The organism is Murinocardiopsis flavida, from assembly GCF_003014485.1.
Classification (GTDB): domain Bacteria; phylum Actinomycetota; class Actinomycetes; order Streptosporangiales; family Streptosporangiaceae; genus Murinocardiopsis; species Murinocardiopsis flavida.
The window spans coordinates 43,485-65,865 of record NZ_PYGA01000029.1 but is presented as its reverse complement, the minus strand read 5'-3'; the positions used below and the strand labels follow the sequence as shown (position 1 = coordinate 65,865).

The 22,381-nt window shown below is 72.4% G+C and carries 22 protein-coding genes; 12 read left to right on the top strand and 10 right to left on the bottom strand.

Going from position 1 to position 22,381, the window contains the following annotated elements; translation table 11 throughout:
• Positions 1–34 precede the first annotated feature (34 nt).
• The 4 genes from CLV63_RS29005 (at position 35) to CLV63_RS28990 (ending at position 3,942) form a co-directional block, all read left to right on the top strand.
• A complete protein-coding gene (locus tag CLV63_RS29005) occupies positions 35–1,564 on the top strand; it encodes a helix-turn-helix domain-containing protein (RefSeq protein WP_106586428.1) in 1,530 nt (509 codons plus the stop codon).
• 313 nt (positions 1,565–1,877) lie between these two features.
• The gene (locus tag CLV63_RS29000) at positions 1,878–2,204 is read left to right on the top strand and encodes a hypothetical protein (RefSeq protein WP_106586427.1); all 327 of its coding nucleotides are present in this window, start codon (positions 1,878–1,880) and stop codon (positions 2,202–2,204) included.
• A 197-nt stretch (positions 2,205–2,401) separates the two neighbouring features.
• Positions 2,402–3,550 (top strand): acyl-CoA dehydrogenase family protein, encoded by a 1,149-nt coding sequence (locus tag CLV63_RS28995; RefSeq protein WP_106586426.1) that lies wholly within the window; start codon positions 2,402–2,404, stop codon positions 3,548–3,550.
• 44 nt (positions 3,551–3,594) lie between these two features.
• The gene (locus tag CLV63_RS28990; RefSeq protein WP_106586425.1) at positions 3,595–3,942 is read left to right on the top strand and encodes a GrpB family protein; all 348 of its coding nucleotides are present in this window, start codon (positions 3,595–3,597) and stop codon (positions 3,940–3,942) included.
• Between the two features lie 197 nt (positions 3,943–4,139).
• Here the strand turns inward: CLV63_RS28990 and CLV63_RS28985 are convergent, their stop codons facing one another.
• Positions 4,140–5,762, bottom strand: a complete 1,623-nt coding sequence (locus tag CLV63_RS28985; RefSeq protein WP_106586424.1) for a serine/threonine-protein kinase — start codon at positions 5,760–5,762, stop codon at positions 4,140–4,142.
• A 253-nt stretch (positions 5,763–6,015) separates the two neighbouring features.
• Here CLV63_RS28985 and CLV63_RS34805 point away from each other — a divergent pair, with 253 nt between their 5' ends.
• Both CLV63_RS34805 and CLV63_RS28975 read left to right on the top strand, forming a co-directional pair.
• Positions 6,016–6,357 (top strand): TFIIB-type zinc ribbon-containing protein, encoded by a 342-nt coding sequence (locus CLV63_RS34805; RefSeq protein ID WP_281260776.1) that lies wholly within the window; start codon positions 6,016–6,018, stop codon positions 6,355–6,357.
• Positions 6,358–6,384: 27 nt separating this feature from the next.
• Positions 6,385–7,047, top strand: coding sequence for an AAA family ATPase (locus tag CLV63_RS28975; RefSeq protein ID WP_106586423.1), 663 nt, complete (start codon positions 6,385–6,387; stop codon positions 7,045–7,047).
• Between the two features lie 19 nt (positions 7,048–7,066).
• On the opposite strand, the gene CLV63_RS28970 is transcribed toward CLV63_RS28975, so the two are convergent.
• The 3 genes from CLV63_RS28970 to CLV63_RS28960 all read right to left on the bottom strand — a co-directional run bounded on the left by CLV63_RS28970 (position 7,067) and on the right by CLV63_RS28960 (position 9,011).
• The gene (locus tag CLV63_RS28970; protein WP_106586422.1) at positions 7,067–7,276 is read right to left on the bottom strand and encodes a heavy-metal-associated domain-containing protein; all 210 of its coding nucleotides are present in this window, start codon (positions 7,274–7,276) and stop codon (positions 7,067–7,069) included.
• A gap of 92 nt (positions 7,277–7,368) precedes the next feature.
• Positions 7,369–7,965, bottom strand: a complete 597-nt coding sequence (locus CLV63_RS28965; protein WP_106586444.1) for a GNAT family N-acetyltransferase — start codon at positions 7,963–7,965, stop codon at positions 7,369–7,371.
• Between the two features lie 152 nt (positions 7,966–8,117).
• Complete coding sequence (locus tag CLV63_RS28960) at positions 8,118–9,011, bottom strand: ion transporter (protein ID WP_245929160.1); 894 nt, start codon at positions 9,009–9,011, stop codon at positions 8,118–8,120.
• A gap of 160 nt (positions 9,012–9,171) precedes the next feature.
• On the opposite strand from CLV63_RS28960, the gene CLV63_RS28955 reads away from it, so the two are divergent.
• Together CLV63_RS28955 and CLV63_RS28950 are read left to right on the top strand one after the other, a co-directional pair.
• Entirely contained in the window at positions 9,172–9,792 is a 621-nt protein-coding gene (locus CLV63_RS28955) for a DJ-1/PfpI family protein (protein WP_106586421.1), read from the top strand.
• Positions 9,789–10,298: a MarR family winged helix-turn-helix transcriptional regulator gene (locus CLV63_RS28950; RefSeq protein WP_106586420.1), complete on the top strand. Its 510-nt coding sequence runs from the start codon at positions 9,789–9,791 to the stop codon at positions 10,296–10,298. Before CLV63_RS28955 ends, CLV63_RS28950 begins: the two co-directional genes overlap by 4 nt.
• Here the strand turns inward: CLV63_RS28950 and narI are convergent.
• From narI to CLV63_RS28930, 4 genes are read right to left on the bottom strand one after another with little or no spacing between them, the layout of a single operon-like run.
• The gene (gene narI / locus CLV63_RS28945) at positions 10,280–11,017 is read right to left on the bottom strand and encodes a respiratory nitrate reductase subunit gamma (RefSeq protein ID WP_106586419.1); all 738 of its coding nucleotides are present in this window, start codon (positions 11,015–11,017) and stop codon (positions 10,280–10,282) included. The two genes, CLV63_RS28950 and narI, sit on opposite strands and share 19 nt — an antisense overlap.
• Complete coding sequence (narJ, locus tag CLV63_RS28940; RefSeq protein WP_106586418.1) at positions 11,017–11,721, bottom strand: nitrate reductase molybdenum cofactor assembly chaperone; 705 nt, start codon at positions 11,719–11,721, stop codon at positions 11,017–11,019. Before narJ ends, narI begins: the two co-directional genes overlap by 1 nt.
• Positions 11,718–13,490 carry a nitrate reductase subunit beta gene (narH, locus tag CLV63_RS28935; RefSeq protein WP_245929158.1) on the bottom strand — a complete coding sequence of 591 codons (1,773 nt, stop codon included), beginning with the start codon at positions 13,488–13,490 and terminating at the stop codon, positions 11,718–11,720. Before narH ends, narJ begins: the two co-directional genes overlap by 4 nt.
• Complete coding sequence (locus CLV63_RS28930) at positions 13,491–17,204, bottom strand: nitrate reductase subunit alpha (protein ID WP_106586417.1); 3,714 nt, start codon at positions 17,202–17,204, stop codon at positions 13,491–13,493.
• A gap of 191 nt (positions 17,205–17,395) precedes the next feature.
• Between CLV63_RS28930 and CLV63_RS28925 the strand changes: the two genes are divergently transcribed.
• On the top strand, positions 17,396–18,607 hold the full coding sequence (locus CLV63_RS28925; RefSeq protein ID WP_106586416.1) for an MFS transporter: 1,212 nt from the start codon (positions 17,396–17,398) through the stop codon (positions 18,605–18,607).
• 322 nt (positions 18,608–18,929) lie between these two features.
• A complete protein-coding gene (locus tag CLV63_RS28920; protein WP_106586415.1) occupies positions 18,930–19,301 on the top strand; it encodes an RNHCP domain-containing protein in 372 nt (123 codons plus the stop codon).
• A 55-nt stretch (positions 19,302–19,356) separates the two neighbouring features.
• Here the strand turns inward: CLV63_RS28920 and CLV63_RS28915 are convergent, their stop codons facing one another.
• Together CLV63_RS28915 and CLV63_RS28910 are read right to left on the bottom strand one after the other, a co-directional pair.
• Entirely contained in the window at positions 19,357–20,382 is a 1,026-nt protein-coding gene (locus CLV63_RS28915) for an aspartate-semialdehyde dehydrogenase (RefSeq protein ID WP_106586414.1), read from the bottom strand.
• Positions 20,383–20,501: 119 nt separating this feature from the next.
• Entirely contained in the window at positions 20,502–21,230 is a 729-nt protein-coding gene (locus tag CLV63_RS28910) for an rRNA methyltransferase (RefSeq protein WP_106586413.1), read from the bottom strand.
• Between the two features lie 90 nt (positions 21,231–21,320).
• Here CLV63_RS28910 and CLV63_RS28905 point away from each other — a divergent pair, with 90 nt between their 5' ends.
• Entirely contained in the window at positions 21,321–21,980 is a 660-nt protein-coding gene (locus tag CLV63_RS28905) for a class I SAM-dependent methyltransferase (RefSeq protein ID WP_106586412.1), read from the top strand.
• 72 nt (positions 21,981–22,052) lie between these two features.
• Positions 22,053–22,289 (top strand): hypothetical protein, encoded by a 237-nt coding sequence (locus CLV63_RS28900; RefSeq protein WP_106586411.1) that lies wholly within the window; start codon positions 22,053–22,055, stop codon positions 22,287–22,289.
• Positions 22,290–22,381: the final 92 nt, after the last annotated feature.

The following is a 22,381-nucleotide window of genomic DNA, read 5'->3' as shown; positions in this document are numbered from 1 at the left end:
ACGAGAAATATCATCTGTGATATAAATGCTTTTCATGAGCCAGGAGTACCTAACCCGTATCGGCACCCTCATCCGCGACGCCCGCAAGCACCGCGGATGGACTCAGGCGCAACTCGCCGAGGCGCTCGATACCAGCCAGAGTGCCGTCAACCGCATGGAGCAGGGCAATCAGAATCTCGGACTTGAGATAATCGCGCGCATCGGCGAGGCGCTCGACAGCGAGATCATCTCGCTCGGGCACGCCGGACCCATGCACCTGCGCGTCGTGGGCGGCCGCCGCCTGTCGGGCAGCATCACCGCCCGCACGTCCAAGAACGCCTGCGTGGCGCTCCTGTGCGCGTCGCTGCTGAACAAGGGCCGCACCACCCTGCGCAAGGTCGCCCGCATCGAGGAGGTCTACCGCATCCTCGAAGTACTGGGCAGCATCGGCGTGCGCACCCGGTGGATCAACGACGGCAGCGACCTCGAGATCGTCCCGCCCGCCGACCTCGACCTCGCCGGCATCGACGAAGAGGCCGCTGTGCGCACCCGCAGCGTCATCATGCTGCTCGGCCCGCTCATGCACCAGCTGGACGAGTTCCAGCTGCCCTACGCTGGCGGCTGCGACCTCGGCACCCGCACGGTCGAGCCGCACATGACCGCGCTGCGCCGGTTCGGCCTGCACATCCTCGCCACCAACGGCGCCTACCACGCCACCGTCGACCGCAACGTGGCGCCCACCCGGCCCATCGTGCTGACCGAGCGCGGCGACACCGTGACCGAGAACGCGCTCATGGCCGCGGCCCGCCACGACGGCATCACCGTCATCCGCAACGCCAGCTCCAACTACATGGTCCAGGACCTCTGCTTCTTCATGGAGCAGCTCGGGGTCACGGTCGAGGGCATCGGCACCACCACCCTGACCGTCCACGGCCGGCGCGACATCGACGTCAACGTCGACTACTCGCCCTCGGAGGACCCGGTCGAGGCCATGAGCCTGATCGCCGCCGCCATCGTCACCTCCTCGGAGCTCACGGTGAAGCGCGTCCCGATCGAGTTCCTGGAGATCGAGCTGGCGGTCCTGGAGGAGATGGGCCTCGACTACGAGCGCACCGCCGAGTACCCGGCCGACAACGGCCGCACCCGGCTGGTCGACCTCACCGCGAAACCGTCGAAGCTCACCGCTCCGATCGACAAGATCCACCCCATGCCGTTCCCCGGCCTCAACATCGACACCGTGCCGTTCTTCGCCGCCATCGCGGCGAGCTCGCAGGGATCCACCCTGATCCACGACTGGGTGTACGACAACCGCGCCATCTACCTGACCGAGCTCACGCGCCTGGGCGCCAACGTCAAGCTGCTCGACCCGCACCGCGTCCTGGTCGAGGGGCCCACCCGGTGGCGCGCGGCCGAGATGATGTGCCCGCCGGCGCTGCGCCCGGCCGTGGTCATCCTGCTCGCGATGATGGCGGCCGAAGGCACCTCGGTGCTGCGCAACATCTACGTGATCAACCGCGGTTACGAGGAGCTCGCCGAGCGCCTCAACTCCGTCGGCGCGCAGATCGAGATCTTCCGCGACATCTGACCGGCACGGCCGGTCCCAGCCGGGACCGGCCGGGACCGGCCGGTCCGCCCACCCACGAAAGGCCCGCGTTCGCGCGGGCCTTTCGCCTGAGCTGGGGAGAAAGGGCCAAGGATGGCGACACGCCACACCTGTTCACCTATGGCGATCAATTGACTACAATCAGTCATGCTCCGTCGTTCGACGGAGCCGTGCCGGCCAACAGGGGGTTCGGACGGCACACGGGAATCCGCCCGGCCGATCGGCCGAACCGCGCGTGGTCGGCGGGGCGGCTTCCCGAGCGGCCGCCCGCCAAAGCGGCCGCGGGAGGGGGGCGATGTCCGCGATGCACGTCAACGGAACCAGCGGCACGCAGGCCGCGGCGCAGACCGGGGTCATCTGCGTCACGACGCCCACCGCATGGCCGGTCCACCGGCCGCCCGGGCACCGGCCGCCGCTGCCGTCCCCGGGCCGGCTCGACACCGAGGTCCCCGAATGGCCGGCCCCATGGCTGGGCAAGCCCATGGCGCAGATGACCCGCGACGAACTCGCCCAGGCGCTGTCCATCATCACGCGCTTCTTCCCCGACGACGAGGCGCTCGGCCTCGCGCTGGGCCGCGAACTCGCCGACGGCGCACCCGAGTCCCCCCGCCCACCCGGCTGAGCCACGTCCCCCGGCACCGCAGCGGACGCCGAGCCGCCGGCACGGCTCCGCGACCCCTGAGCCGCAGAACCGACTCAGCGACGACGTCCGCCCTGCCCAGCGTCCTGCCGGTCAAGGGCGGAGGCAGCGCAGCCCCACCCGTCGACGCCTGCAATACTGGCGAGTAACAAACCCGTCGGCCGTACCCGGAGCGTCCCATGAGCGAACTGTTCACGATCACCGACGAGCACGAATCCCTGCGCGAAGCGGTCCGCGACGTCGCCGACGACAAGATCGCGCCGCACGCCGCGGAGGTCGACGAGAAGGCCGCGTTCCCCCAGGCCGCCTACGACGCCCTGCGCGCCTCCGACTTCCACTCCCCGCACATCGGCGAGGAGTACGAGGGCGTGGGCGCCGACGCCCTCGCCACCAGCATCGTCATCGAGGAGGTCGCCCGCGCCTGCGCCTCGTCCTCCCTCATCCCCGCGGTGAACAAGCTCGGCACCATGCCCCTCATCCTCGGCGCGTCCGAGGAGGTCAAGCAGGTCTACCTGCCCCCTGTGGCGCGCGGCGACGCGATGTTCTCCTACGGGCTGTCCGAACGCGAGGCCGGCTCGGACACCGCGAGCATGCGCACCGCCGCCAAGGCCGACGGCGACGACTGGATCATCAACGGGCAGAAGTCCTGGATCACCAACGCCGGCGTCAGCGACTTCTACACGGTCATGGCCGTCACCGACCCCGACGGCAAGCGCGGCGGCAACGTCACGGCGTTCGTCCTGCACGCCGACGACGCCGGTTTCACCCTCGGCGAGCCGGAGCGCAAGCTCGGCATCAAGGGCTCCCCGACCCGCGAACTGTTCTTCGACGGCGTCCGGATCCCGGACTCCCGCCGCGTAGGCGCGCTCGGCGAGGGCCTGAAGATCGCGCTGCGCACACTCGACCACACCCGCGTCACCATCGGCGCCCAAGCGGTGGGCATCGCCCAGGGCGCCCTCGACCACGCCCTCGCCTACGTCAAGGAGCGCAGCCAGTTCGGCAAGCACATCGCCGAGTTCCAGGGGATCCAGTTCATGCTGGCCGACATGGGCATGAAGCTGGAGGCCGCCCGCCAGATGGTCTACGTCGCCGCGGCGAAGTCCGAGCGGGGCGACGCCGACCTGTCCTACTTCGGCGCCGCGGCGAAGTGCTACGCCTCCGACGCCGCCATGGAGATCACCACCGACGCCGTCCAACTCCTCGGCGGCGCCGGCTACGTCAAGGACTTCCCCCTCGAACGCATGATGCGCGACGCCAAGATCACCCAGATCTACGAGGGCACCAACCAGATCCAGCGCCTGGTAATGGCCCGCCACCTGCTGAAATAGTCGAAGGTTCGGTTCACCGGTGACGCGCGGCCAGCATCGGCCGCATGTCCGCTGCGGGTTCTCCTCCTCCCGGCGCCGTCACGGTGGTGCCCTACGACGCGACCTGGCCGGAGTCGTTCCGTCAGATCGCGGGAGAGGTTCGTCGGGCACTCGGTTGCGGACCGCACGGCGTGGAGCACGTCGGCTCGACGGCCGTCCCGCGCCTGGCGGCCAAACCCGTCATCGACCTCTTGGTCGTCGCCGAGTCCGACGCGGGAATTCCGCGCGCGATCGCGGCCCTGGAAGCGGGAGGCTGGTCCCACCAGGGCGACGGAGGGCTGCCGGGCCGTGAGAGGTTCACCTCCCGGTCCGGGCTTCCCTATCACCACCTGTACCGTCGTCCGGGGCAATGAGCAGCATCGACTCCTGACACGTTTCCGAGACCTCCTGCGAAGCAGTCCCGAGGCGCGCGAAGTACGCCGCGCTGAAGCGCGCGCTCGCGCCCCTGCTGGTCACCGACCGCCCCGCCTACACCGAGAGAAAGGGCGGGCTGATCGAGTCCTTGCTGCGTCGGCCGCCGGAGTCATCCGTCCGGTGAGCCCTTTCGCCGTCAGCCGCCGGCGGGGGTGAAGGTCTCGGTCATGTGGTCGAGGAGTTTCTTGTTGGTGGGGAAGTCGTCCTCGGTGGCGACGAGGAAGAGGGCGTAGCCCTTCGCGTCGTTGTGGAAGCCGCGGTTGACGGCGTGCATTTTGCCGTTGTCGCCCTTGAAGGTGAACTCCCAGTCGGCGGCGCTCTTGTAGTCGGCGAGGGCGGGGTCGTCGTTGTTCTCGATGCCGACCTCGTCGTAGCCGGAGAACCGGCCCGGCGCGCTGCCGGCCTGCTGCTCCCAGTCCTTCTTGGCGTCGTCGCCGGGGGTGTCGGTCTGGTCGACCTGGAGGTAGCCGCCCTCGGGGTTGCGGAAGAACACACTGCTGCCCTTCCGTTCGACCTTCCACTCCTCGGGCACCTCGAGGGAGAAACCGGTCTCGTCCTCGTGCCGGGTCAAGGTCAGGCCCTCGAACTCCGGCTCCTTCTCCTCCTCGGGCTCCTCGGTGTCCTCCGGCTTCGGCGAGGGGGTTTCGCTCGCAGCGCTGCCCGGGCCGCCCTGCGCGCCCGCGGGGTCGGCGCCCTGGCCGCCGGGGGATGCGAGCCACACGCCGCCCGCGATGGCGAGCGCCAGCGCCAGGACGGCCCCCACGACGAGGAGCAGCGTCCGCGCGGCCGGCCGGGCGGGGCCGGTGCGCGCCGGTCCGGACGGGCCGGGTGGCCTCGGCGGTCCGGGCGGGCCGGTGCGCAGGGCGGTCCCGGGCTGCTCGGCCGGTTCCGCCGGCGCGGCGGCGGGCGCCGGGTCGGCGCCGTGGACGATCTGCTCCAGTTCGGCGCGGACGGTCGCGACGTCGGGCCGCGCGCCCGGGTCCTTGTCGAGCATCGCCACCAGCACCGAGTGCAGCGGGCCGGCGGCGATCGGCGGCGGGACGTCCTCGGTGACGATGGCGGTGAGGGTCGCCATGGGCGAGTTGCGGTGGAACGGCGGTGCGCCCTCGACCGCCTGGTACAGGGTGACGCCGAGCGCCCAGATGTCGGTTGCGGCGTTGGCCATCTCGCCGCGCGCCTGCTCGGGCGCCAGGTAGCTGGGGGACCCAAGGAGCAGGCCGGTACTGGTCAGGCTGGTACTGCCCTCAAGCCGCGCGATACCGAAGTCGGTGAGGACGGCGCGGTCGCCCGGGGCGATGAGGACGTTGCCCGGCTTGATGTCGCGGTGCACGATCCCGCGCTCGTGCGCCACCGCGAGCGCCGCGGTCATTTGCAGGCCGATCTTCGCCGCCCGCGCCGGCGGCAGGGCCGTGCCGCCCTTGAGGATCTCGCTGAGCGAGGGCCCGCGCACCAGCTCCATGACGATCCACGGGCGGGAGTCCTCCTCGACCACGTCGAACACCGTGATGATCGAGGGGTGGCTGAGCTGGGCCGCGCTGCGCGCCTCGCGCAGCATGCGGGTCCGCAGGATCTCCACCTCGTGCCGCGGCAGGTGCTCCGCGACGGTCAGCTCCTTGATGGCGACCGGGCGGTCCAACAGTTCGTCGGAGCCCTGCCAGACACGCCCCATTCCGCCCTCACCGAGCAGGTGCGTCATCCGGTAGCGCCCGGCGAGCAGGCGGCCGGCGCCTGAGTGCGCTTCGGGATCCTCTGTGGTCATGGGGAAATTCCAGAGTGGGTCGGTGGCGCGCTCGCGCGGGGGGATGTCGGGTCGGTGCCTGTTCAGGGACTGCCGGGGGCGACCCCATTGTGCCGTGTCGGGACCGGGCCGTCAGCTCTCCTATCGCCACAAACGCGTTGCCCTGTGCATATTTATCCTGATTCACCCGTATCTACCAGCGGAATCCCCGATTCCGCGGATCTGGTGGGCGAGATCCCGGCACCGATGGGCTCGGTTTGCGTACCATGGCGCTGTGACATGCCCCAAGTGCCAAAGCCGCATGATGACCCTCGACCGCATGGGGATCCATCTCGAGCAGTGCGAGAGCTGCCGCGGGATCTTCCTCGACCACGGTGAGCTGGAGCAGATCGTCTCCGCCGAGAAGCGCTTCGGCGGCTCCGCCGCCGCACCGCCGCCTTACCGCGGGTCCCCTCGCCCCGACTCCCCCGGTGCCTTCCACGGCGGCGGGCACGGCCGGGGCTACTCCGACTCCCCTCGTCCCTACGGCGGGCACGGCGGAGGCTACTCCGACTCCCCGCGCCCCTACGGCCAGCGGAAGCGCAAGAAGAGCTTCATGGAACAGCTCTTCGACTGATCGCGCCGAGAGAACCGCCGTCCGACCGTGAATCCGCTCATCTGCGCCCGCTGCGGGGCGTTCAACGGCACCCCCCGTGTCGCGGCCCCCGCAGCGGGCCCTTCCGCGCAGGCACTGCTGCTCTGCTCGTCCTGCGGGCACCGCCAGCCGTTCCTGCGCCTGCCGCTGTACTGCGTCACCGGGCCGAGCGGCACCGGGAAGTCGACGGCGGCGCGGCTGCTCGGCGCGCGCCTGGGCGACCGGTTCACCGTCCTGGAGCAGGACGTCCTCTGGGTCGGCGGGCTGCGCGACCCGTCGCGCGACCACCACGCCTTCCGGTCGACCTGGCTGCGGATGATCGCCATGATCCACCAGAACGGGCGCCCCGCCGTCCTCTGCGGGACGGTCGTCCCGCCGGAGTTCGAGCCGCTGCCGGAACGGGCGCTGTTCTCCCGCATCCACTACCTGGCCCTCATGGCCGACCCCGCCGTGCTCGCCCACCGGTTGCGCGCCCGGCCGGCGTGGCGGGAGTGGGACGAGGAGCGCATCGCCGAGACGCTCGACTACGCCGAGTGGATCCGCTCCAGCGCGGCCGGACTGGAGCCGCCCATGCGGCTGCTCGACACCACGCGCGCCCCGGTGGCCGACACAGTGGACGCGGTGTGCACGTGGGTCGAGCGCCTCGACGACCGGGCCGGGCTCGGCCGCTGAGGCGGCGGCCGATGTCGGGTCAGGCCCGCTCCCGCAGTTCGTAGCCCGCCTCCTCGACGGCCTCCTTGACCTTGGCGTCGTCCACCGGGGCGTCGCTGTGCACGGTGACGGCGCCCGTCGCGAGCTCGACGTCGACGCCGATGACACCGGGGACGCCGCCGACCTCCTCCGTGACGGCCTTGACACAGTGTTCGCAGGTCATGCCCTCAACGGCATAGACGGTTGCCATGGGAGCCCCTCCATCCTCTCGACGGGTGCGGCCGGCGGACCCGGCCGGCTCTGATCATACCCCCTTAGGGTATGACTCGGTCGCGGATGAGACTACCCGGTCAACCGCAGCCGCGCGATGGGCCGCCCGCTGCTGGGATGCCGCGTACAGGTGAACCCGGCCCGCCGCATCAGGGCCACCGTCCCCGTGTAGACGTCGGCGGTGGGCGCCCGCCCGCCGGCGGTGTCGACCGGGTAGGCCTCCAGGACGCGGGCGCCGTTGTCGCGCGCGTGCTCGATCGCCGCGTCCAGCAGCAGGGTGGCGAGCCCTTTGCCGCGCCTGCGCGGCGGCATCCAGAAGCAGACCAGCGACCAGACGCCCCGCTCCTCCGGGTCGACGGGGCGCAGCGTGCGCGAATGCGCCAGGCGGACGAAGTCGGAGCGGGGGCCCAGCGAGACCCAGCCGCAGGGCTGCCCGTCGTCGTAGGCCAGCAGGCCGGGGACGCGGCCCTCCGCCGTCACCCGCTCCAGGACCTCGCGGTTGCCCAGGCCCCGTTCGGGCCGCGGCGCGTCGACCGACGCGGTGTAGTCCTTGGCGCGCCGCCGGAAGTAGGCGCACCAGCAGTAGCCGTACGCCCCGGTGGGCCCGAAGAGGCCGGCCAGGTCGTCCCACAGCTCCGGGGTGACCGGCCTGATCGAGACACCTGACATGTGGCCCCCCTTGCCGCAGTTCGCGCCCGCGCGCCCGCCGAGGCGCCCGAGACCGCGGTTCGGCCCGCCCGTCCCGGCCGCCGCAGTGGGCACACCCTATTCAGGCGGACAACGGCGCGTCAGCATCCCCGGCCCGAACGAGGGCGGATTCGTTACGGCGGGCCGCCTTTTCCGCGCAGTTCGGCGACCTCGGCGCGCAGCGCGCGCAGTTCGGCGAGGATCAGGTCCGCGCGCCCCGCGCCGTCGGAGGACGCGTCCGCGCCCCCGGCGGCCGCGTCCGGCGCGGGCCCGTCCGACGCAGGTCCGTCCGACTCAGGTCCGTCCGACTCAGACCCGTCCGGCGCCGGCCCCTTCGGCCCCGCCGCCGGCTTGTCGAAGTCCAGTGCCTCCACAGCCACCGCGATGAACAGGTTCAGCGCGATGAAGGTCGAGGCCAGGATGTAGCCGACGAAGAAGATCCACGCCATCGGCTGCTCGGCCATGACCGTCTTGGCGATCGCGCCCCAGCTGTCCCCGGTCATGATCTGGAACAGCGTGAACAGCGAGTCGCCCAGGTTGCCGAAGTACTCGGGCGCGGTGCCGCGGAACATGGTGGTCGCCATGACGGCCGCGACGTAGAGCAGCAGCCCCACCAGGAACGCGATCGAGGCCATCCCCGGCAGGGCGCGCAGCAGCCCGGTGACGACGTGCCGCAGCGCCGGGACGGCCGACAGCAGCCGCAGCACGCGCAGGATCCGCAGCACCCGCAGCACCGCGAACGGGCCCGATGTCGGGACCAGCGCGATGAGCACGATGACCAGGTCGAACCAGCCCCACGGGTCGCGGAAGAACGCCCACCGGTGCGCGAAGATCCGCATGCCGAGTTCGAGCATGAACACGGCGAGGATGGTCATGTCGGCCCAGTGCAGTTCCTCGCTGTAGCGCGCCATCAGCGACGGGGAGGTCTCCACCCCCAGCAGGATCCCGTTGAACAGGATGAGCGCGACGACGCCCGACTGGAACCAGCCGGCCTCCACCATCGTCCGCACTCGGTCGCGCAGGGTCACATCGCCTCCGTCGTCGCCGGTCGCCGGGGTCGGGACGGCCAGAGCCTATCCACCGCCGCCCGGTGCCCCGACCGCCCGCGCCCGGGGTCAGCGTCGGCGGCGTCGCCAGGGAGCCGATCCGACTATTGACAACGTGCTGTCAATTCGACAGAGTACTGTCATGAATCAGAGAACAGTACACGTGGCCGTCTACGACACCTACGCCGACTGGGAGGTCGGCCACGCGGCCGCCCACATCCGCAACGGCGACTTCCAGATCGAGCCCGGCCGGTACGGCGTCAGGACCGTCGGCCCGACCACCGCTCCCGTCACCTCCATGGGCGGCCTGCGGGTGCTGCCCGACCTCGCGCTCGCCGACCTCGACCCCGCCGACAGCGCGATGCTGATCCTGCCCGGCGCCGCCGCCTGGGACGAGTCCCCCGAGACACTGGCGCCGTTCGCCCGCACCGCGCGCGCCTTCATCGACGCGGCCGTCCCGGTCGCCGCCATCTGCGGCGGCACCGCCGGGCTGGCGCGCGAGGGGCTGCTCGACGCCCGCCCGCACACCAGCGCCGTCGCCGACTACCTCGCCGCGACCGGGTACGCGGGCGGCGGCCACTACCGCGACGCCGACGCCGTGCGCGCCGACGGCGTCATCACCGCCGGGCCCACCGACCAGGTCGCGTTCGCCCGCGAGGTGTTCGCCGAACTGGGCCTGTACCGGCCTGAGGTGCTCGACGCCTGGTTCCGGCTCTTCGCCCGCAGCGACCCGAGCGCGTTCGGCGTGCTCGCGTCGGCATGAGCGGGGAGCCCCCCGCCGCCGGCGCGGCGGAAGCGGAACGGGAGGCGGGCGCGCTGCTGTCGGCGGCCGCGCTGGCGTCCTTCCGCCTCAACGGCCGCCTCCTGGAGCTGGCGGAGCGCCTGGCGCGCCCCGCCGGGCTCACGGCCGCCTGGTGGCAGGTACTCGGCGCGGTCCTGCGCGAACCCGCGTCCGTCGCCGGGATCGCCCGCGCCATGGGCATCACCCGGCAGAGCGTGCAGCGCATCGCCGACCTGCTGGTCGACAAGGGGCTCGCGGAGTACCGGCCCAACCCCGCCCACAGCCGCGCCAAGCTCCTCGCCGTCACCCCCGAAGGGCTGGCCGCCGTGCGCCGCATCGACCCGGCGCACGCGGAGTCCGCCGCCCGCCTCGCCGCGGAGGTCGGGACCGAGCGGCTGCGCGCCGACGTCGAGTCGCTGGAACGGTTGAGCGCCGCAGTGGACGCCCTGCTCGCCCGGAACGGGGAGGGTCAGCCCCATCCCCGCTGAGCGGGGCGCGACGCCCGGCCCGGGATGGGGTCGCGGCTCCGGTAGACGATGTAGGGGCGGAACAGGTACTGCACCGGCGCGCTGAACGCGTGCACCAGGCGGCTGAACGGGAACAGCGCGAACAGCGCCATGCCGATGAGCACGTGCAGCTTGAACGCCGGGGTCGCCGCCGCCATCGCCGCGACGTCGGGGTGCAGGATCCAGATCCCGCGGAACCACACCGACACCGTCACCCGGTAGTCGTGGCCGTGCCCGCCCGCCAGGTCGGCGCCCGCCGAGAGCACGGTCGTCGCCAGTCCGGCGACGATGGCCGCGACCAGCACCAGGTACATCACCTTGTCGTTGACCGTCGTGGCGCTGAACACCGGCCCGTTCGTCCGGCGCCGGTAGATCAGCAGCGCGATCCCCACGAGCGTGCAGACCCCGGCCACGATCCCCAGGGACAGCGCCATGACGTGGTACATGGTGTCGGACACCCCGACGGCCTCGGTCCAGGACTTCGGGACGGCGAGCCCCACGACGTGCCCGATGATCACCACGAGCAGCCCGAAGTGGAACAGCGGGCTCGCGATCCGCAGGATGCTCTTCTCGTACAGCTCCGAGGAGCGCGTGGTCCACCCGAACTTGTCGAACCGGTACCGCCACACGGTCCCGCCGATGAGCACGAGCAGCACCAGGTAGGGGAGCACCCCCCACAGGGCTTGGTCCAGCCAGGTCATCAGGGCGCTCCGGGGATGTGGGCCGCTGTCGCGGGCGGCGGGCCGGGCGCGGGCATGCCGAGGTCGTGCGGCCCGGGGGCGGGGACGGGTTCGAGGCCGACGTCCTCGGCCGGCGGGCCGACCCGAGCCAGGCGCTCGGCGGCCGCGCGCTCCCCCGCGCCCGCCGCCGGGAGGGTCGCGCACACCGCGTCGACGACCCCGGCGTACTCCGTCCCGTGCTCGTGCAGCGCCGCGCGCAGCAGCTCCAGGCCGGGCCGGAACGCCGCGAGCAGCGTCTGCCCCCACTCCGCGTCGCCGCGCGCGGTGAACTCCAGTACCACGGCGAGGTGGTCGGGCAGCTCCTCGGGGCCGATGGTCCAGCCGCACCCGCGGTAGACCTCCTTCACCCGGGCCAGTTCGTGCCCGCGGCGGCGGGTGTCGCCCGCGGTGTAGAAGGTCATGTGCAGGGCGCGGCGGCGCTTGGTGTCGAAGGTGCGCACGTAGTGCGCGCACAGGTCGAACCGCTCCCGGTCGGCGGCGTGCGCGGCGAACGCGAGCAGGCCGCGCCGCGCCGCGCCGTCGGGCAGCTCCGCGAGGGCGCCGCGGACCAGGGGGAGGCGGTCGTGGAACGCGTCGTCGGGGTAACCGAGCAGGATCGACGCGGCCTGCCGCAGCACGGCGTCCTCGCGCGCCCTGGCGCGCGCACCGGGGGTCCGGAGCCTCATCGCGCACCGCCCTCCGGCGCGCCGGCCCCGTCCGGCGGCCGGTCCGCCGCCGCGCCCCCGCCCCCGCTGCCGGACGGCGGGAACAGGCCGTCCGGTGTGCCGTTGCCGTCCCAGTTGAGCAGGTTGACCCGGCCCGCCAGGTGCCCGCCGCCGTCGCTGGTCTGGCGCTCGCGCAGCGCGTGGAACGTCTCGACGCTCGCCGGCGGCGGCTGCCCGGACGCCTCGCCGAACGGGATCGGCCCGCCCATGCCGCCCATCCCGGGGCCGCCGTCGGTGTCGAGACTGCACCCGACCTCCTCGATCACGCCGCGGTCGGCGTCGTCGACCCCGTACGCGGTGGGGATGACGTAGCGGTCCTCGTACTTGGCGAGCGCCAGGAGCCGATACATGTCCTCGATGTCGCGGCCGCGCATGCCGACCGCCGCCGCGATCGTCTCGTCGCGCTCCTCCCCCAGGTTGATCCGGCGCATGTAGGACCGCATCGCGGCGAGCCGCCGCAGCGAGGCGTTGACGGGGGCGACGTCGCCCGCGGTGAACAGCTCCGCGAGGTACTCGGCGGGGATCCGCAGCGACTCGATGGCGCCGAACAGGTTCCCGGCGTCCTCACCGTCGTGGCCGGTTCCGGTGAGCGCGTCGACCACCGGGGACAGCGGCGGGATGTACCAGACCATGGGCATCGTGCGGTACTCCGGGTGCAGCGGCAGGGCCACCTTGTGCCGCTTCGCCAGCGCGTACACCGGGGAGCGCCGCGCCGACTCCAGCCAGCGGTCCGGGATGCCGTCGCGGCGCGCGGCCGCGCGGACGTCGGGGTCCTCCGGGTCGAGGAAGACGCCGAGCTGCGCCTCGTACAGGTCGTGCTCGTCGGCGACCGCGGCGGCCTCGCTCACCCGGTCGACGTCGTAGAGGATGACGCCGAGGTAGCGCAGCCGCCCCACGCAGGTCTCCGAGCACACCGTCGGCATGCCGACCTCGACCCGGGGGTAGCACAGCGTGCACTTCTCGGCCTTGCCGGTCTTGTGGTTGAAGTACACCTTCTTGTACGGGCAGCCGGTGACGCACATCCGCCACCCCCGGCACTTCTCCTGGTCGACCAGCACGATGCCATCCTCGGCCCGCTTGTACATGGCCCCGCTCGGGCACGACGCGACGCACGACGGGTTGAGGCAGTGCTCGCAGATGCGCGGCAGGTAGAACATGAAGGTCTCCTCGAAGGAGAACCGCACCTTCTCGCCGAGCTTGCGCGCGATCGGGTCGCCCGACGCGATCTCCGGGCCGCCCGCGAGGTTGTCGTCCCAGTTGGCGCTCCACTCGACCTTCATCGGCTCGCCGGAGATGAGCGAGTAGGGCCGCGCCACCGGCATGTCGTCGCCCAACGGGGCGGTGATCAGGGACTCGTAGTCGTAGGTCCACGGCTCGTAGTAGTCGCGGATCGAGGGCATGACGGGGTTGGCGAAGATCGTGGCGAGCTTCTTCAGCCGGCCGCCGGCCCGCAGCTTCAGCTTGCCGCCCGCTGTGCGCCGCCACCCGCCCCGCCACTTGTCCTGGTCCTCGTACTGGCGCGGGTAGCCCTGCCCCGGCCGGGTCTCCACGTTGTTGAACCAGACGTACTCGACCCCGCTGCGGTTGGTCCACGCCTGCTTGCAGGTGACCGAGCAGGTGTGGCAGCCGATGCACTTGTCCAGGTTCATCACCATGGCGACCTGCGCCATGACCCTGCCGATGGGGCGGGCGCCGGGCGCCTGCGCCGCCTGCCCCGCTGCTGTCGCCATCTAGTAGGCCACCTCCTGCGACCGCCTGCGGACCACCGTGACCTCGTCGCGCTGGTTGCCGGTCGGCCCGATGTAGTTGAACGCGTAGGCGAACTGGGCGTAGCCGCCGATGAGGTGCGTGGGCTTGACCAGCAGCCGGGTCAGGGAGTTGTGGATGCCGCCGCGCCGCCCGGTCGCCTCGCTCTTGGGCACGTCGATGACCCGCTCCTGGGCGTGGTAGACGTACACCGTCCCGGCGGGCATCCGGTGCGACACGATCAGCCGTGCGACCACGACCCCGTTGCGGTTGACCGCCTCGACCCAGTCGTTGTCGCGCGCGCCGATGGCATCGGCGTCCGACGGGCTCATCCACACCGTCGGCCCGCCGCGCGAGAGCGTGAGCATCAGCAGGTTGTCCTGGTACTCGGAGTGGATGGACCACTTCGAGTGCGGGGTGAGATAGCGGACGGTCACCTCGCGCCGCCCGGTGGAGCCCAGCCGCGGCTCCCCGAACAGCCGGTGGATGTCCAGGGGCGGGCGGTACACCGGCAGGGACTCGCCGAACTCGTGCATCCAGTCGTGGTCGACGAAGAAGTGCTGGCGGCCCGTGAGGGTGTGCCAGGGCTTGTCGTGCTCCAGGTTGATGGTGAACGGGGAGTACCGGCGGTCCGGTGCCTCCTTGCCGGACCATTCCGGGCTGGGGCCGACGCTGGTGGGGCGGTCCTGCGTGTCGCGGAACACCACCCGCCGTTCGCGGCCGCCCTGGATCAGCTCGTCGAAGTCGGTGCCGGTGCGCGCGGCCAGGCGCTCGAAGCCCTGCGACGCCAGCCGCCCGTTGCTGGTGCCCGACAGCGCGAGGATCAGCTCGCACGCCTTGACGTCGGTGTCGATCTTGGGACGGCCGTCGGCCGGGCCGCCCTCGACCGTGCCGTTGCGCCGGCCCAGCCAGTCGACCTCCTTGTCGGGGGTGAACGACACCCCCTTGACCGGCAGCCCCAGCGACTCGGTGAGCGGCCCGAGCGCCGCCATCTTCGCCGCGACCGCCGTGTAGTCGCGCTCGACCACGACCAGGTTCGGCATCGTCGCGCCGGGGACCGGCACCTCCCCGGTCGCCTTCCAGTCCGGCGCCGTGCCCTTGGGCTGCGCCATCTCACCGGGGGTGTCGTGCTGGTGCGGGGCCGCGACCAGGTCGGCGACCGTCCCCAGGTGCTCGGCGGCGAGCTCGCTGAAGCGCGCCGCGATGGCGTGGAACGCGTCGAAGTCGGTGCGGGCCTGCCACGGCGGGTCGATGGCGGGGGTGAACGCGTGCACGAACGGGTGCATGTCCGTAGTCGACAGGTCGTGCTTCTCGTACCAGGTCGCCGCGGGCAGCACGATGTCGGACAGCAGCGTGGTGCTGGTCATCCGGAAGTCCATCGACAGCAGCAGGTCGAGCTTGCCCTCGGGCGCCTCCGCGCGCCACCGCACATCGGCCGGCCGGTGCTCCGGGCCGGCCTCGTCGCCGCGCACGTTGGAGTCCGTGCCGAGCAGGTGCCGCAGGAAGTACTCGTTGCCCTTCGCGGAGGAGCCGAACAGGTTCGCCCGCCACACGGTCAGCGCGCGCGGCCAGTTCTCCGGCGCGTCGGGGTCCTCCGCCGCGAACCGCAGGTCACCGGATGCCAACTGGTCGGCGACGTACTCGCCCGGCTCCCGCCCGGCCGCCCGCGCCTGCCGGACCAGATCGATCGGGTTCCGGTCGAAGGTGGGGTAGGACGGCAGCCAGCCCATGCGCGCCGAGGCCGCCACCATGTCGGCGGTGTGGCGCCCCGCGAGCGCGCCCGGCCCCACCGGGGACGACAGCGCGTCGGCGTCGTAGGTGTCGTAGCGCCACTGGTCGGTGTGCAGGTACCAGTAGGCGGTCCCCGCCATGAACCGCGGGGGGCGCGTCCAGTCCATGCCCGAGGCGTAGGCGGCCCACCCGGTCTGCGTCCGGCACTTCTCCTGGCCGACGTAGTGCGCCCAGCCGCCGCCGTTGACACCCTGGCAGCCGGTGAGGAGCAGCAGCGTGAAGAAGGCGCGGTACATGGTGTCGCCGTGGAACCACTGGTTCGTGCCCGCACCGAGGATGATCATCGCCCGGCCGCCCGTGGTGTCGGCGGTCGCCGCGAACTCCCGCGCGATGCGCACAGCGGTGGCGGCGGGCACCGAGGTGACGGCCTCCTGCCACGCGGGCGTGTACGGCTCGGCCGCGTCGTCGTAGCCCGACGGCCAGGCGCCCGGCAGGTCCGGCCGCGCCACCCCGTACTGCGCGAGGAGCAGGTCGTAGACGGTCGTGACGAGGCGCCCGCCCACCCGGCGCACCGGCACGCCGCGCCGCAGGGTGCGGCCGGCGCCGTTGTCAAGGTCGAAGCGGGGCAGCGCCACCTCCACCGCCTCCCCGCCGTCCTCGTACAGGCTCAGGCGCGGGCGGTGGCCTTCGAGGTCGAGGTTCCACCGGCCCTCGCCGTCGTCGCCCCAGCGCTGCCCCAGCGTCCCGTTGGGCGTGACGGCGGCGCCGGTCGCCTCGTCGAGGAAGACCGGCTTCCACTGGGCGTTGGCGGTCCCGGCGCCGGACGCGCCCACCGGCGACTCGTCCATCTGCTCGACCGTGAGGAACTTGTCCGGGACGTGGCGGCCGTTGCGCTCGGCCAGGGTGACGAGGAACGGCAGGTCGGTGTACTTGCGAACGTAGTCGTCGAAGCCCGGCGTGCGGTCGGCGACGAAGTGCTCCGTGAGGATCACGTGGCCCATGGCCATGGCGAGGGCGGCGTCCGTCCCCGGGTGCGGCGCCATCCACTCGTCGGCGAACTTGGTGGCGTCGTTGTAGTCCGGCGCGACGACGACCACCTTCTGGCCCCGGTAGCGGGCCTCGGTCATCCAGTGCGCGTCGGGGGTGCGGGTGACCGGGACGTTGGAGCCCCAGAGCATCAGGTAGGCGGCGTCCCACCAGTCGCCGGACTCGGGGACGTCGGTCTGGTCGCCGAACACGTGCGGGGACGCGATGGGCAGGTCGGCGTACCAGTCGTAGAACGACAGCATGGAGCCGCCGAGCAGGTTCACGAAGCGGGCGCCCACCCCGTGGGACACCTGCGACATCGCGGGGATCGGGGAGAACCCGGCGATGCGGTCGGGGCCGTACTCCTTGATGGTGTTGACGTGCGCCGCCGCGGCGATCTCGACCGCCTCGTCCCAGGTGATGCGGACCAGGCCGCCCTTGCCGCGCGCCCGCTGGTAGCGGCGCCGCTTGACCGGGTCGGTGGTGATCTCGCGCCACGCGGCGACCGGGTCGCCGAGCCGCCTCTTGGCGTCGCGGTACATCTCGATGAGCAGCCCGCGGCCGTACGGGTAGCGCACCCGGGTCGGGGAGTAGGTGTACCAGGAGAACGCGGCGCCGCGCGGGCAGCCGCGCGGCTCGTACTCGGGGCGGTCGGGGCCGACGGAGGGGTAGTCGGTCGCCTGGGTCTCCCAGGTGATGATTCCGTCTTTGACATAGACATTCCACGAGCACGAACCGGTGCAATTGACTCCGTGCGTGGATCGGACGACTTTATCGTGGCTCCACCGGTCGCGATAGAATACGTCTCCTTTGCGGCCGCCTTTCTTGAAGACGGCGCGGAGGTCGTCGGTCGCCTCGGAGCGGGTCAGATAAACGCCGGTGCGCAGCAGGATGTCCCCGGCTCCACCACTCTTACCAGCGGGTTCGACTTGACCGCCCATTGGTGCAACCGCCTCTTTCGCCACCATCGGAGACACGTCGGACAACCACGAGCCGCACATGGAAATCCCGATGCTAGTGGAACAGGGAAAGGCGGGTAATGCGCGGCGCCACGCCGTTGTCCGGCACGGAAGAATTGGCACCCCTGGTTTATCGTGAAACGCGTGACGGCAGCCGAGGGGGAGCACCGGGGATGAGCGGAAGCAGCGCCGTGGACACGCCGCGGGCCACCAGGAGCGGGTCCGCCGGGGCGAACCTCGCACTGGCGACCGCAGCGTTCGCGCTCACCTTCTGGGCGTGGAACCTGATCGGCCCGCTGTCGAAGACCTACAGCGAGGCGCTGCACCTGTCGCCAACGCAGACGTCGCTGATCGTCGCGTTCCCCGTGCTGGTCGGATCGCTGGGCCGGATCCCCGTCGGCGTCCTGACCGACCGGTACGGCGGCCGGACCATGTTCACGGTGGTCTGCTTCATCAGCATCGTGCCGACCCTGCTGGTCGGCCTCTCCGGCGGCTCGTTCGGGATGCTCCTGCTGTGGGGGTTCTTCCTGGGCGTGGCCGGCACCTCGTTCGCGATCGGCATCCCGTTCGTCAACTCCTGGCACGCGCGGGAACGGCGCGGCTTCGCCACCGGCGTGTTCGGCGCCGGAATGGGCGGCACCGCGCTGTCGGCGATCTGCACGCCGCGGCTGGTCGAACAACTCGGGCTCTTCGGCACCCACCTCGCCATGGGCGCGGCGCTGGCGGTGATGGGCGTCGTGATGTGGCTGTTCGCCCGCGACTCGCCGGACCGGCGGCCGAGCACCGAACCCGCGCTGCCGCGCATACGCGACGCGCTCCGGCTCGCGACCACATGGCAGATGTCGCTGCTGTACGCCATCGCGTTCGGCGGGTTCGTGGCGTTCTCCACCTACCTGCCGACGCTCCTGACCACCGCGTACGCGTTCGCGCAGAGCGAGGCCGGGCTGCGCACGGCCGGGTTCTCCCTCGCGGCGGTGGTCGCCCGCCCCGTCGGCGGGGCGCTCTCCGACCGCATCGGCCCGGTCAAGGTCTGCATGATCTCGTTCGTCGGCACCGCGCTGCTCGCGGCGGTACTCGCCTTCAAGCCGCCCGTGGAGGTCCCGGCCGGGATCTCGTTCGTGCTGATCGCCGTCGCGCTCGGACTGGGCACCGGCGGCGTGTTCGCGCTGGTCGCGAAGTTGGTCGAGCCGTCACGGGTCGGCACGGTGACCGGCCTGGTCGGCGCGGCCGGCGGGCTCGGCGGGTACTTCCCGCCCCTCGTCATGGGCGTGGTGTTCCAGGCCACCGGCGCGTACACCATCGGTTTCGTGCTGCTGGCGCTCACGGCGGCCGCCGTCGCGGTCTACACGGCCCGCGCGTTCGGCGGCGCCGCCGCACCGCGCTGACCTCCGCGGACGGGCCGTCCCGGCGGGCGGGAAAACCGGTTGCGCGCGTCCCCTGCGGCCGGTTTCAATGGCCGGGACCGCGCCATCGGCGCGGCTCCAGCCATCCGCTGCCGAAGGTTCCGCTGACGACAGTTCCGTTAACGAAAGTGGTGAGTTTGTGACCCGGCCGCCCTACGGGCCTCCCGCGACCTCCGGAGTACCCGGACACTGATCCGGCGGCGCCGCGCGCCGCCCCATCGGCGTCCGGTGTGTCCTCCTCCTGGGAGCGGTCGAGGCCCGTTGGCACGCGCAACCGGCCAGGACTTCCACTAGGAGCACCACTGTGTCTCGCCGACACCGACCCCGCCAGCGACGGCAGCACGAATCGTTCCGCTGCGTCCACTGCCACCTCGACGTCCCCGAACGGGCGCCCGGCACCGCGCACCGCAACCACTGCCCGAACTGCCTGTACAGCAAGCACGTCGACGCCGACGTGCCCGGCGACCGCGCCGCCGAGTGCCACGCCCGCATGGAGCCGATCTCCATCGCCGTGCGCGGCGCCGGCGAGTGGGTCATCATCCACCGGTGCACGCGCTGCGACGAGCTGAGCGCCAACCGGACAGCGGGCGACGACAACCCGCTGCCCCTGGTCCGCATGGCGGCACGGCCGCTGGCGCAACCGCCGTTCCCCCTGGAGCGGCTGGCTGCCCTCTGAGAAAAGCGGCGGCCCCGGACCCGAGGGTCCGGGGCCGCCGCTCGCGGTGGGGCGGTCAGCGGGCCTGCGCCGCGATCAGCTCGGCGATCTGGACGGTGTTCAGCGCCGCGCCCTTGCGCAGGTTGTCGCCGGAGCAGAACAGCGCGATGCCGTTCTCGACGGTCTCGTCGGCGCGGATGCGCCCGACGAAGGTGGGGTCCTGACCCGCGGCCTGGAGCGGGGTGGGGACGTCGGCCAGCTCCACACCCGGCGCGCCGGCCAGCAGCTCCCGCGCCCGCTCAGGGCTGAGCGGGTTCGCGAACCTGGCGTTGACCTGGAGCGAGTGCCCGGTGAACACCGGAACGCGCACGCAGGTGCCCGACACCTTGAGGTCGGGGATGCCGAGGATCTTGCGGCTCTCGTTGCGGAGCTTCTGCTCCTCGTCGGTCTCCTCGCTGCCGTCGCCGACGATCGAGCCCGCCATGGGCAGCACGTTGAACGCGATCGGCCGCACGTACTTCTCCGGCGCGGGGAACTCCACGGCGGAACCGTCGTGGGTCAGGGCGGTCGCGGTGTCGACGACCTTCTTCACCTGCCCGTCGAGTTCCTCGACACCGGCCAGCCCGCTGCCGGACACGGCTTGGTAGGTCGCGACGACCAGGGCGGTCAGCCCGGCCTCGGCGTGCAGGGGGCGCAGGACCGGCATGGCCGCCATGGTCGTGCAGTTGGGGTTGGCGATGATGCCCTTCGGGCGGACCCCGGCCGCCTCGGGGTTGACCTCCGACACCACCAGGGGGACATCGGGGTCGCCGCGCCAGGCCGACGAGTTGTCGATGACGACGGCGCCCGCGGCCGCGACCTTGGGGGCGAGCGCCTTGGAGGTGGCGCCGCCCGCGGAGAACAACACGATGTCGAGCCCGCTGTAGTCGGCCGTCTCGGCGTCCTCGACGGTGACCTCGGTGCCCTGCCACGGCAGCGTGCGTCCCGCCGAACGGGCCGACGCGAACAGCCGGAGGCGCTCCACCGGGAAGCCGCGCTCAGCGAGGATGTTCCGCATGACGGCACCGACCTGGCCCGTAGCTCCTACGATGCCGATCCTCATGTGACTCCAATTCCACTCAGCAGGGGGGCGGTGCCCGGGCCCCGCTGACTCTCCGCGCCTTTCGGCATGACCCCTCCAAAACTACCCGCACGGCCGAAGCCCGCCCGGCATCGGGCCCGTCAGTGCAGGTCGGCGGCTCGCACGAGCACCGCGGCCCGGTTCCCGACCCGGACCCGCCCCAGGGCCGGCACCCCGTCGGGGACCGCGACCCGGCGGGCCCGCGCCGCCACCGCGAGCACCGCGTGGCCGGGCAGCACCCCCGCGACCCCGGTGAGCAGGACCGCAACCGGGTCGCCGGCGGGGACCGCGCCGGCCCAGTGCGTGAGCGCGCCGTAGGGGACGTCGGTGAGCACGACGTCCACCGGCACCGCGGGCGCAACGGGCGCGAACACGTCGCCGGTCCGGGCCTCGTGCGCGAGGTCGCCGCCCGCCGCGGCGAGGCGGCCGGCCAGGCGCGCAGCGGAGTCGGCGGTCGCCGCGTAGGACGGCTTGCCGAACTCGGCCGCGCGGGCGCGCAGTTCCGCCTCGCGCGCCGCCAGCCCCGCGCCGGTCAGCAGCGCCAGGTTGCGTCCCGCCAGCGCCGCGGCGCCGGGGTCGACGTCCGTGGCCAGCACATGGGCGACGCGGTCGCGGTGCAGGAGGCCGACGACGGCCGCCAGGTACCCGCTGCCGCAGCACGGGTCCCACAACGCGGCGGGGCCGGTGCCGGGCAGCAGCGCCGCCGCACGCTGGAACAGCTCGCTCGCCAACCGGACCGGGAACCCGGGATGCCCCGGGGCCGAGTGCAGGACCTGGCCGCTCGCAAGGTCGCTGTGATCGATCCGTTCGATCGCGTGGCGGTAACTCATCTCGTCCCCTATTCTCACACCGCGCCCACTGCGACCGGCCGCGCGCCGCCGCCACCCCCGCGGGCGCGCCCGCCACACGAGGAGGCCCTGATGAAGGCGAACGGCACCGGCCCCGGGAGCATCTCCGACGACGGCAGCCCGGTCGAGTTCTACCTCGCGATGCCGGCCGAGAACGAGCCCGGGATCATCCACGGCGCGCTCGGCGGCAGCGGGTCCATCCTGGAGCTCGGCTCGGGGGCCGGCCGGGTCACCCACCCGCTCCTCGCGCTCGGGCACACCGTGACCGCCGTCGACGCCTCGCCCGACATGCTCGCGCACATCTCCGGCGCCGAGACCGTGTGCGCCCCGATCGGCGGGCTCGACCTGGGGCGCACCTTCGACGCCGTCGTCCTCGCGTCCCACCTGGTCAACGTGCCCGACCCCGAAGAGCGCCGCGGCCTGCTCGACACCTGCCGCCGCCACATCGGCGACGGCGGCCAGGTCCTGATCGAGCACAACCCCGCCTCGTTCTTCACCGCGCCGACCGAGACCGTCAGCCGGCGGGGGCCGCTCACCATCGCCCTGCGCGACATCTCCCGGCCGGACCACGACACCGTGAGCGCCACCATGCACTACACGATCGGCGACCGGCACTGGACCCAGTCGTTCACCACCCGCCGCTTCGACCCCGCCGAACTCGCCGACGCGGGACTGCGCCACGACCGGACCCTCACCGACGACGGCCGGTGGATCACGGCCCGCCCCGCCTGACCGGCCGACCCGACCGGCCGACCTGGCCGGCCGACCCGACCGGCACGACCGGTTCCGCCCAGGAGAACACCCATGGCAGCACCGACCACCGTCCGCACACAGCCCGCCTCCGTGCGCTCCGCGGGATCGGGGCTGCTCCTGCTCGCCGCCGTCGTGTGGCTGCTGCACCTCGCGGCCCCCGCCGACTGGACCCTGGTCGCGTTCCCGACCCTCGCCCTGGTCGGCACGGGCCTGCGGGTGGAGGCCGCGATCCGCGACGGCAACGACGCCCGGTCCCGACCGGCACCGGGCCAGGACCGGCCGTCCTGAACCCACCTGATCCCGGCCGGACGCTACGGGGCAGCGCACCGCCGCCCCGGCGGATGCGCGGCGGCCGCACGGGCACGCGGCCTTGCGCCCGC

Bases quoted from the DNA above. Each gene is read 5' to 3' on its own strand.
- CLV63_RS29005 (WP_106586428.1), top strand. From the start codon at position 35: ATGAGCCAGGAGTACCTAACCCGTATCGGCACCCTCATCCGCGACGCC.
- CLV63_RS29000 (WP_106586427.1), top strand. From the start codon at position 1,878: ATGTCCGCGATGCACGTCAACGGAACCAGCGGCACGCAGGCCGCGGCG.
- CLV63_RS28995 (WP_106586426.1), top strand. From the start codon at position 2,402: ATGAGCGAACTGTTCACGATCACCGACGAGCACGAATCCCTGCGCGAA.
- CLV63_RS28990 (WP_106586425.1), top strand. From the start codon at position 3,595: ATGTCCGCTGCGGGTTCTCCTCCTCCCGGCGCCGTCACGGTGGTGCCC.
- CLV63_RS28985 (WP_106586424.1), bottom strand. From the start codon at position 5,762: ATGACCACAGAGGATCCCGAAGCGCACTCAGGCGCCGGCCGCCTGCTC.
- CLV63_RS28970 (WP_106586422.1), bottom strand. From the start codon at position 7,276: ATGGCAACCGTCTATGCCGTTGAGGGCATGACCTGCGAACACTGTGTC.
- CLV63_RS28965 (WP_106586444.1), bottom strand. From the start codon at position 7,965: ATGTCAGGTGTCTCGATCAGGCCGGTCACCCCGGAGCTGTGGGACGAC.
- CLV63_RS28955 (WP_106586421.1), top strand. From the start codon at position 9,172: ATGAATCAGAGAACAGTACACGTGGCCGTCTACGACACCTACGCCGAC.
- CLV63_RS28950 (WP_106586420.1), top strand. From the start codon at position 9,789: ATGAGCGGGGAGCCCCCCGCCGCCGGCGCGGCGGAAGCGGAACGGGAG.
- narI (WP_106586419.1), bottom strand. From the start codon at position 11,017: ATGACCTGGCTGGACCAAGCCCTGTGGGGGGTGCTCCCCTACCTGGTG.
- narJ (WP_106586418.1), bottom strand. From the start codon at position 11,721: ATGAGGCTCCGGACCCCCGGTGCGCGCGCCAGGGCGCGCGAGGACGCC.
- narH (WP_245929158.1), bottom strand. From the start codon at position 13,490: ATGGCGACAGCAGCGGGGCAGGCGGCGCAGGCGCCCGGCGCCCGCCCC.
- CLV63_RS28930 (WP_106586417.1), bottom strand. From the start codon at position 17,204: ATGGGCGGTCAAGTCGAACCCGCTGGTAAGAGTGGTGGAGCCGGGGAC.
- CLV63_RS28925 (WP_106586416.1), top strand. From the start codon at position 17,396: ATGAGCGGAAGCAGCGCCGTGGACACGCCGCGGGCCACCAGGAGCGGG.
- CLV63_RS28915 (WP_106586414.1), bottom strand. From the start codon at position 20,382: ATGAGGATCGGCATCGTAGGAGCTACGGGCCAGGTCGGTGCCGTCATG.
- CLV63_RS28910 (WP_106586413.1), bottom strand. From the start codon at position 21,230: ATGAGTTACCGCCACGCGATCGAACGGATCGATCACAGCGACCTTGCG.
- CLV63_RS28905 (WP_106586412.1), top strand. From the start codon at position 21,321: ATGAAGGCGAACGGCACCGGCCCCGGGAGCATCTCCGACGACGGCAGC.
- CLV63_RS28900 (WP_106586411.1), top strand. From the start codon at position 22,053: ATGGCAGCACCGACCACCGTCCGCACACAGCCCGCCTCCGTGCGCTCC.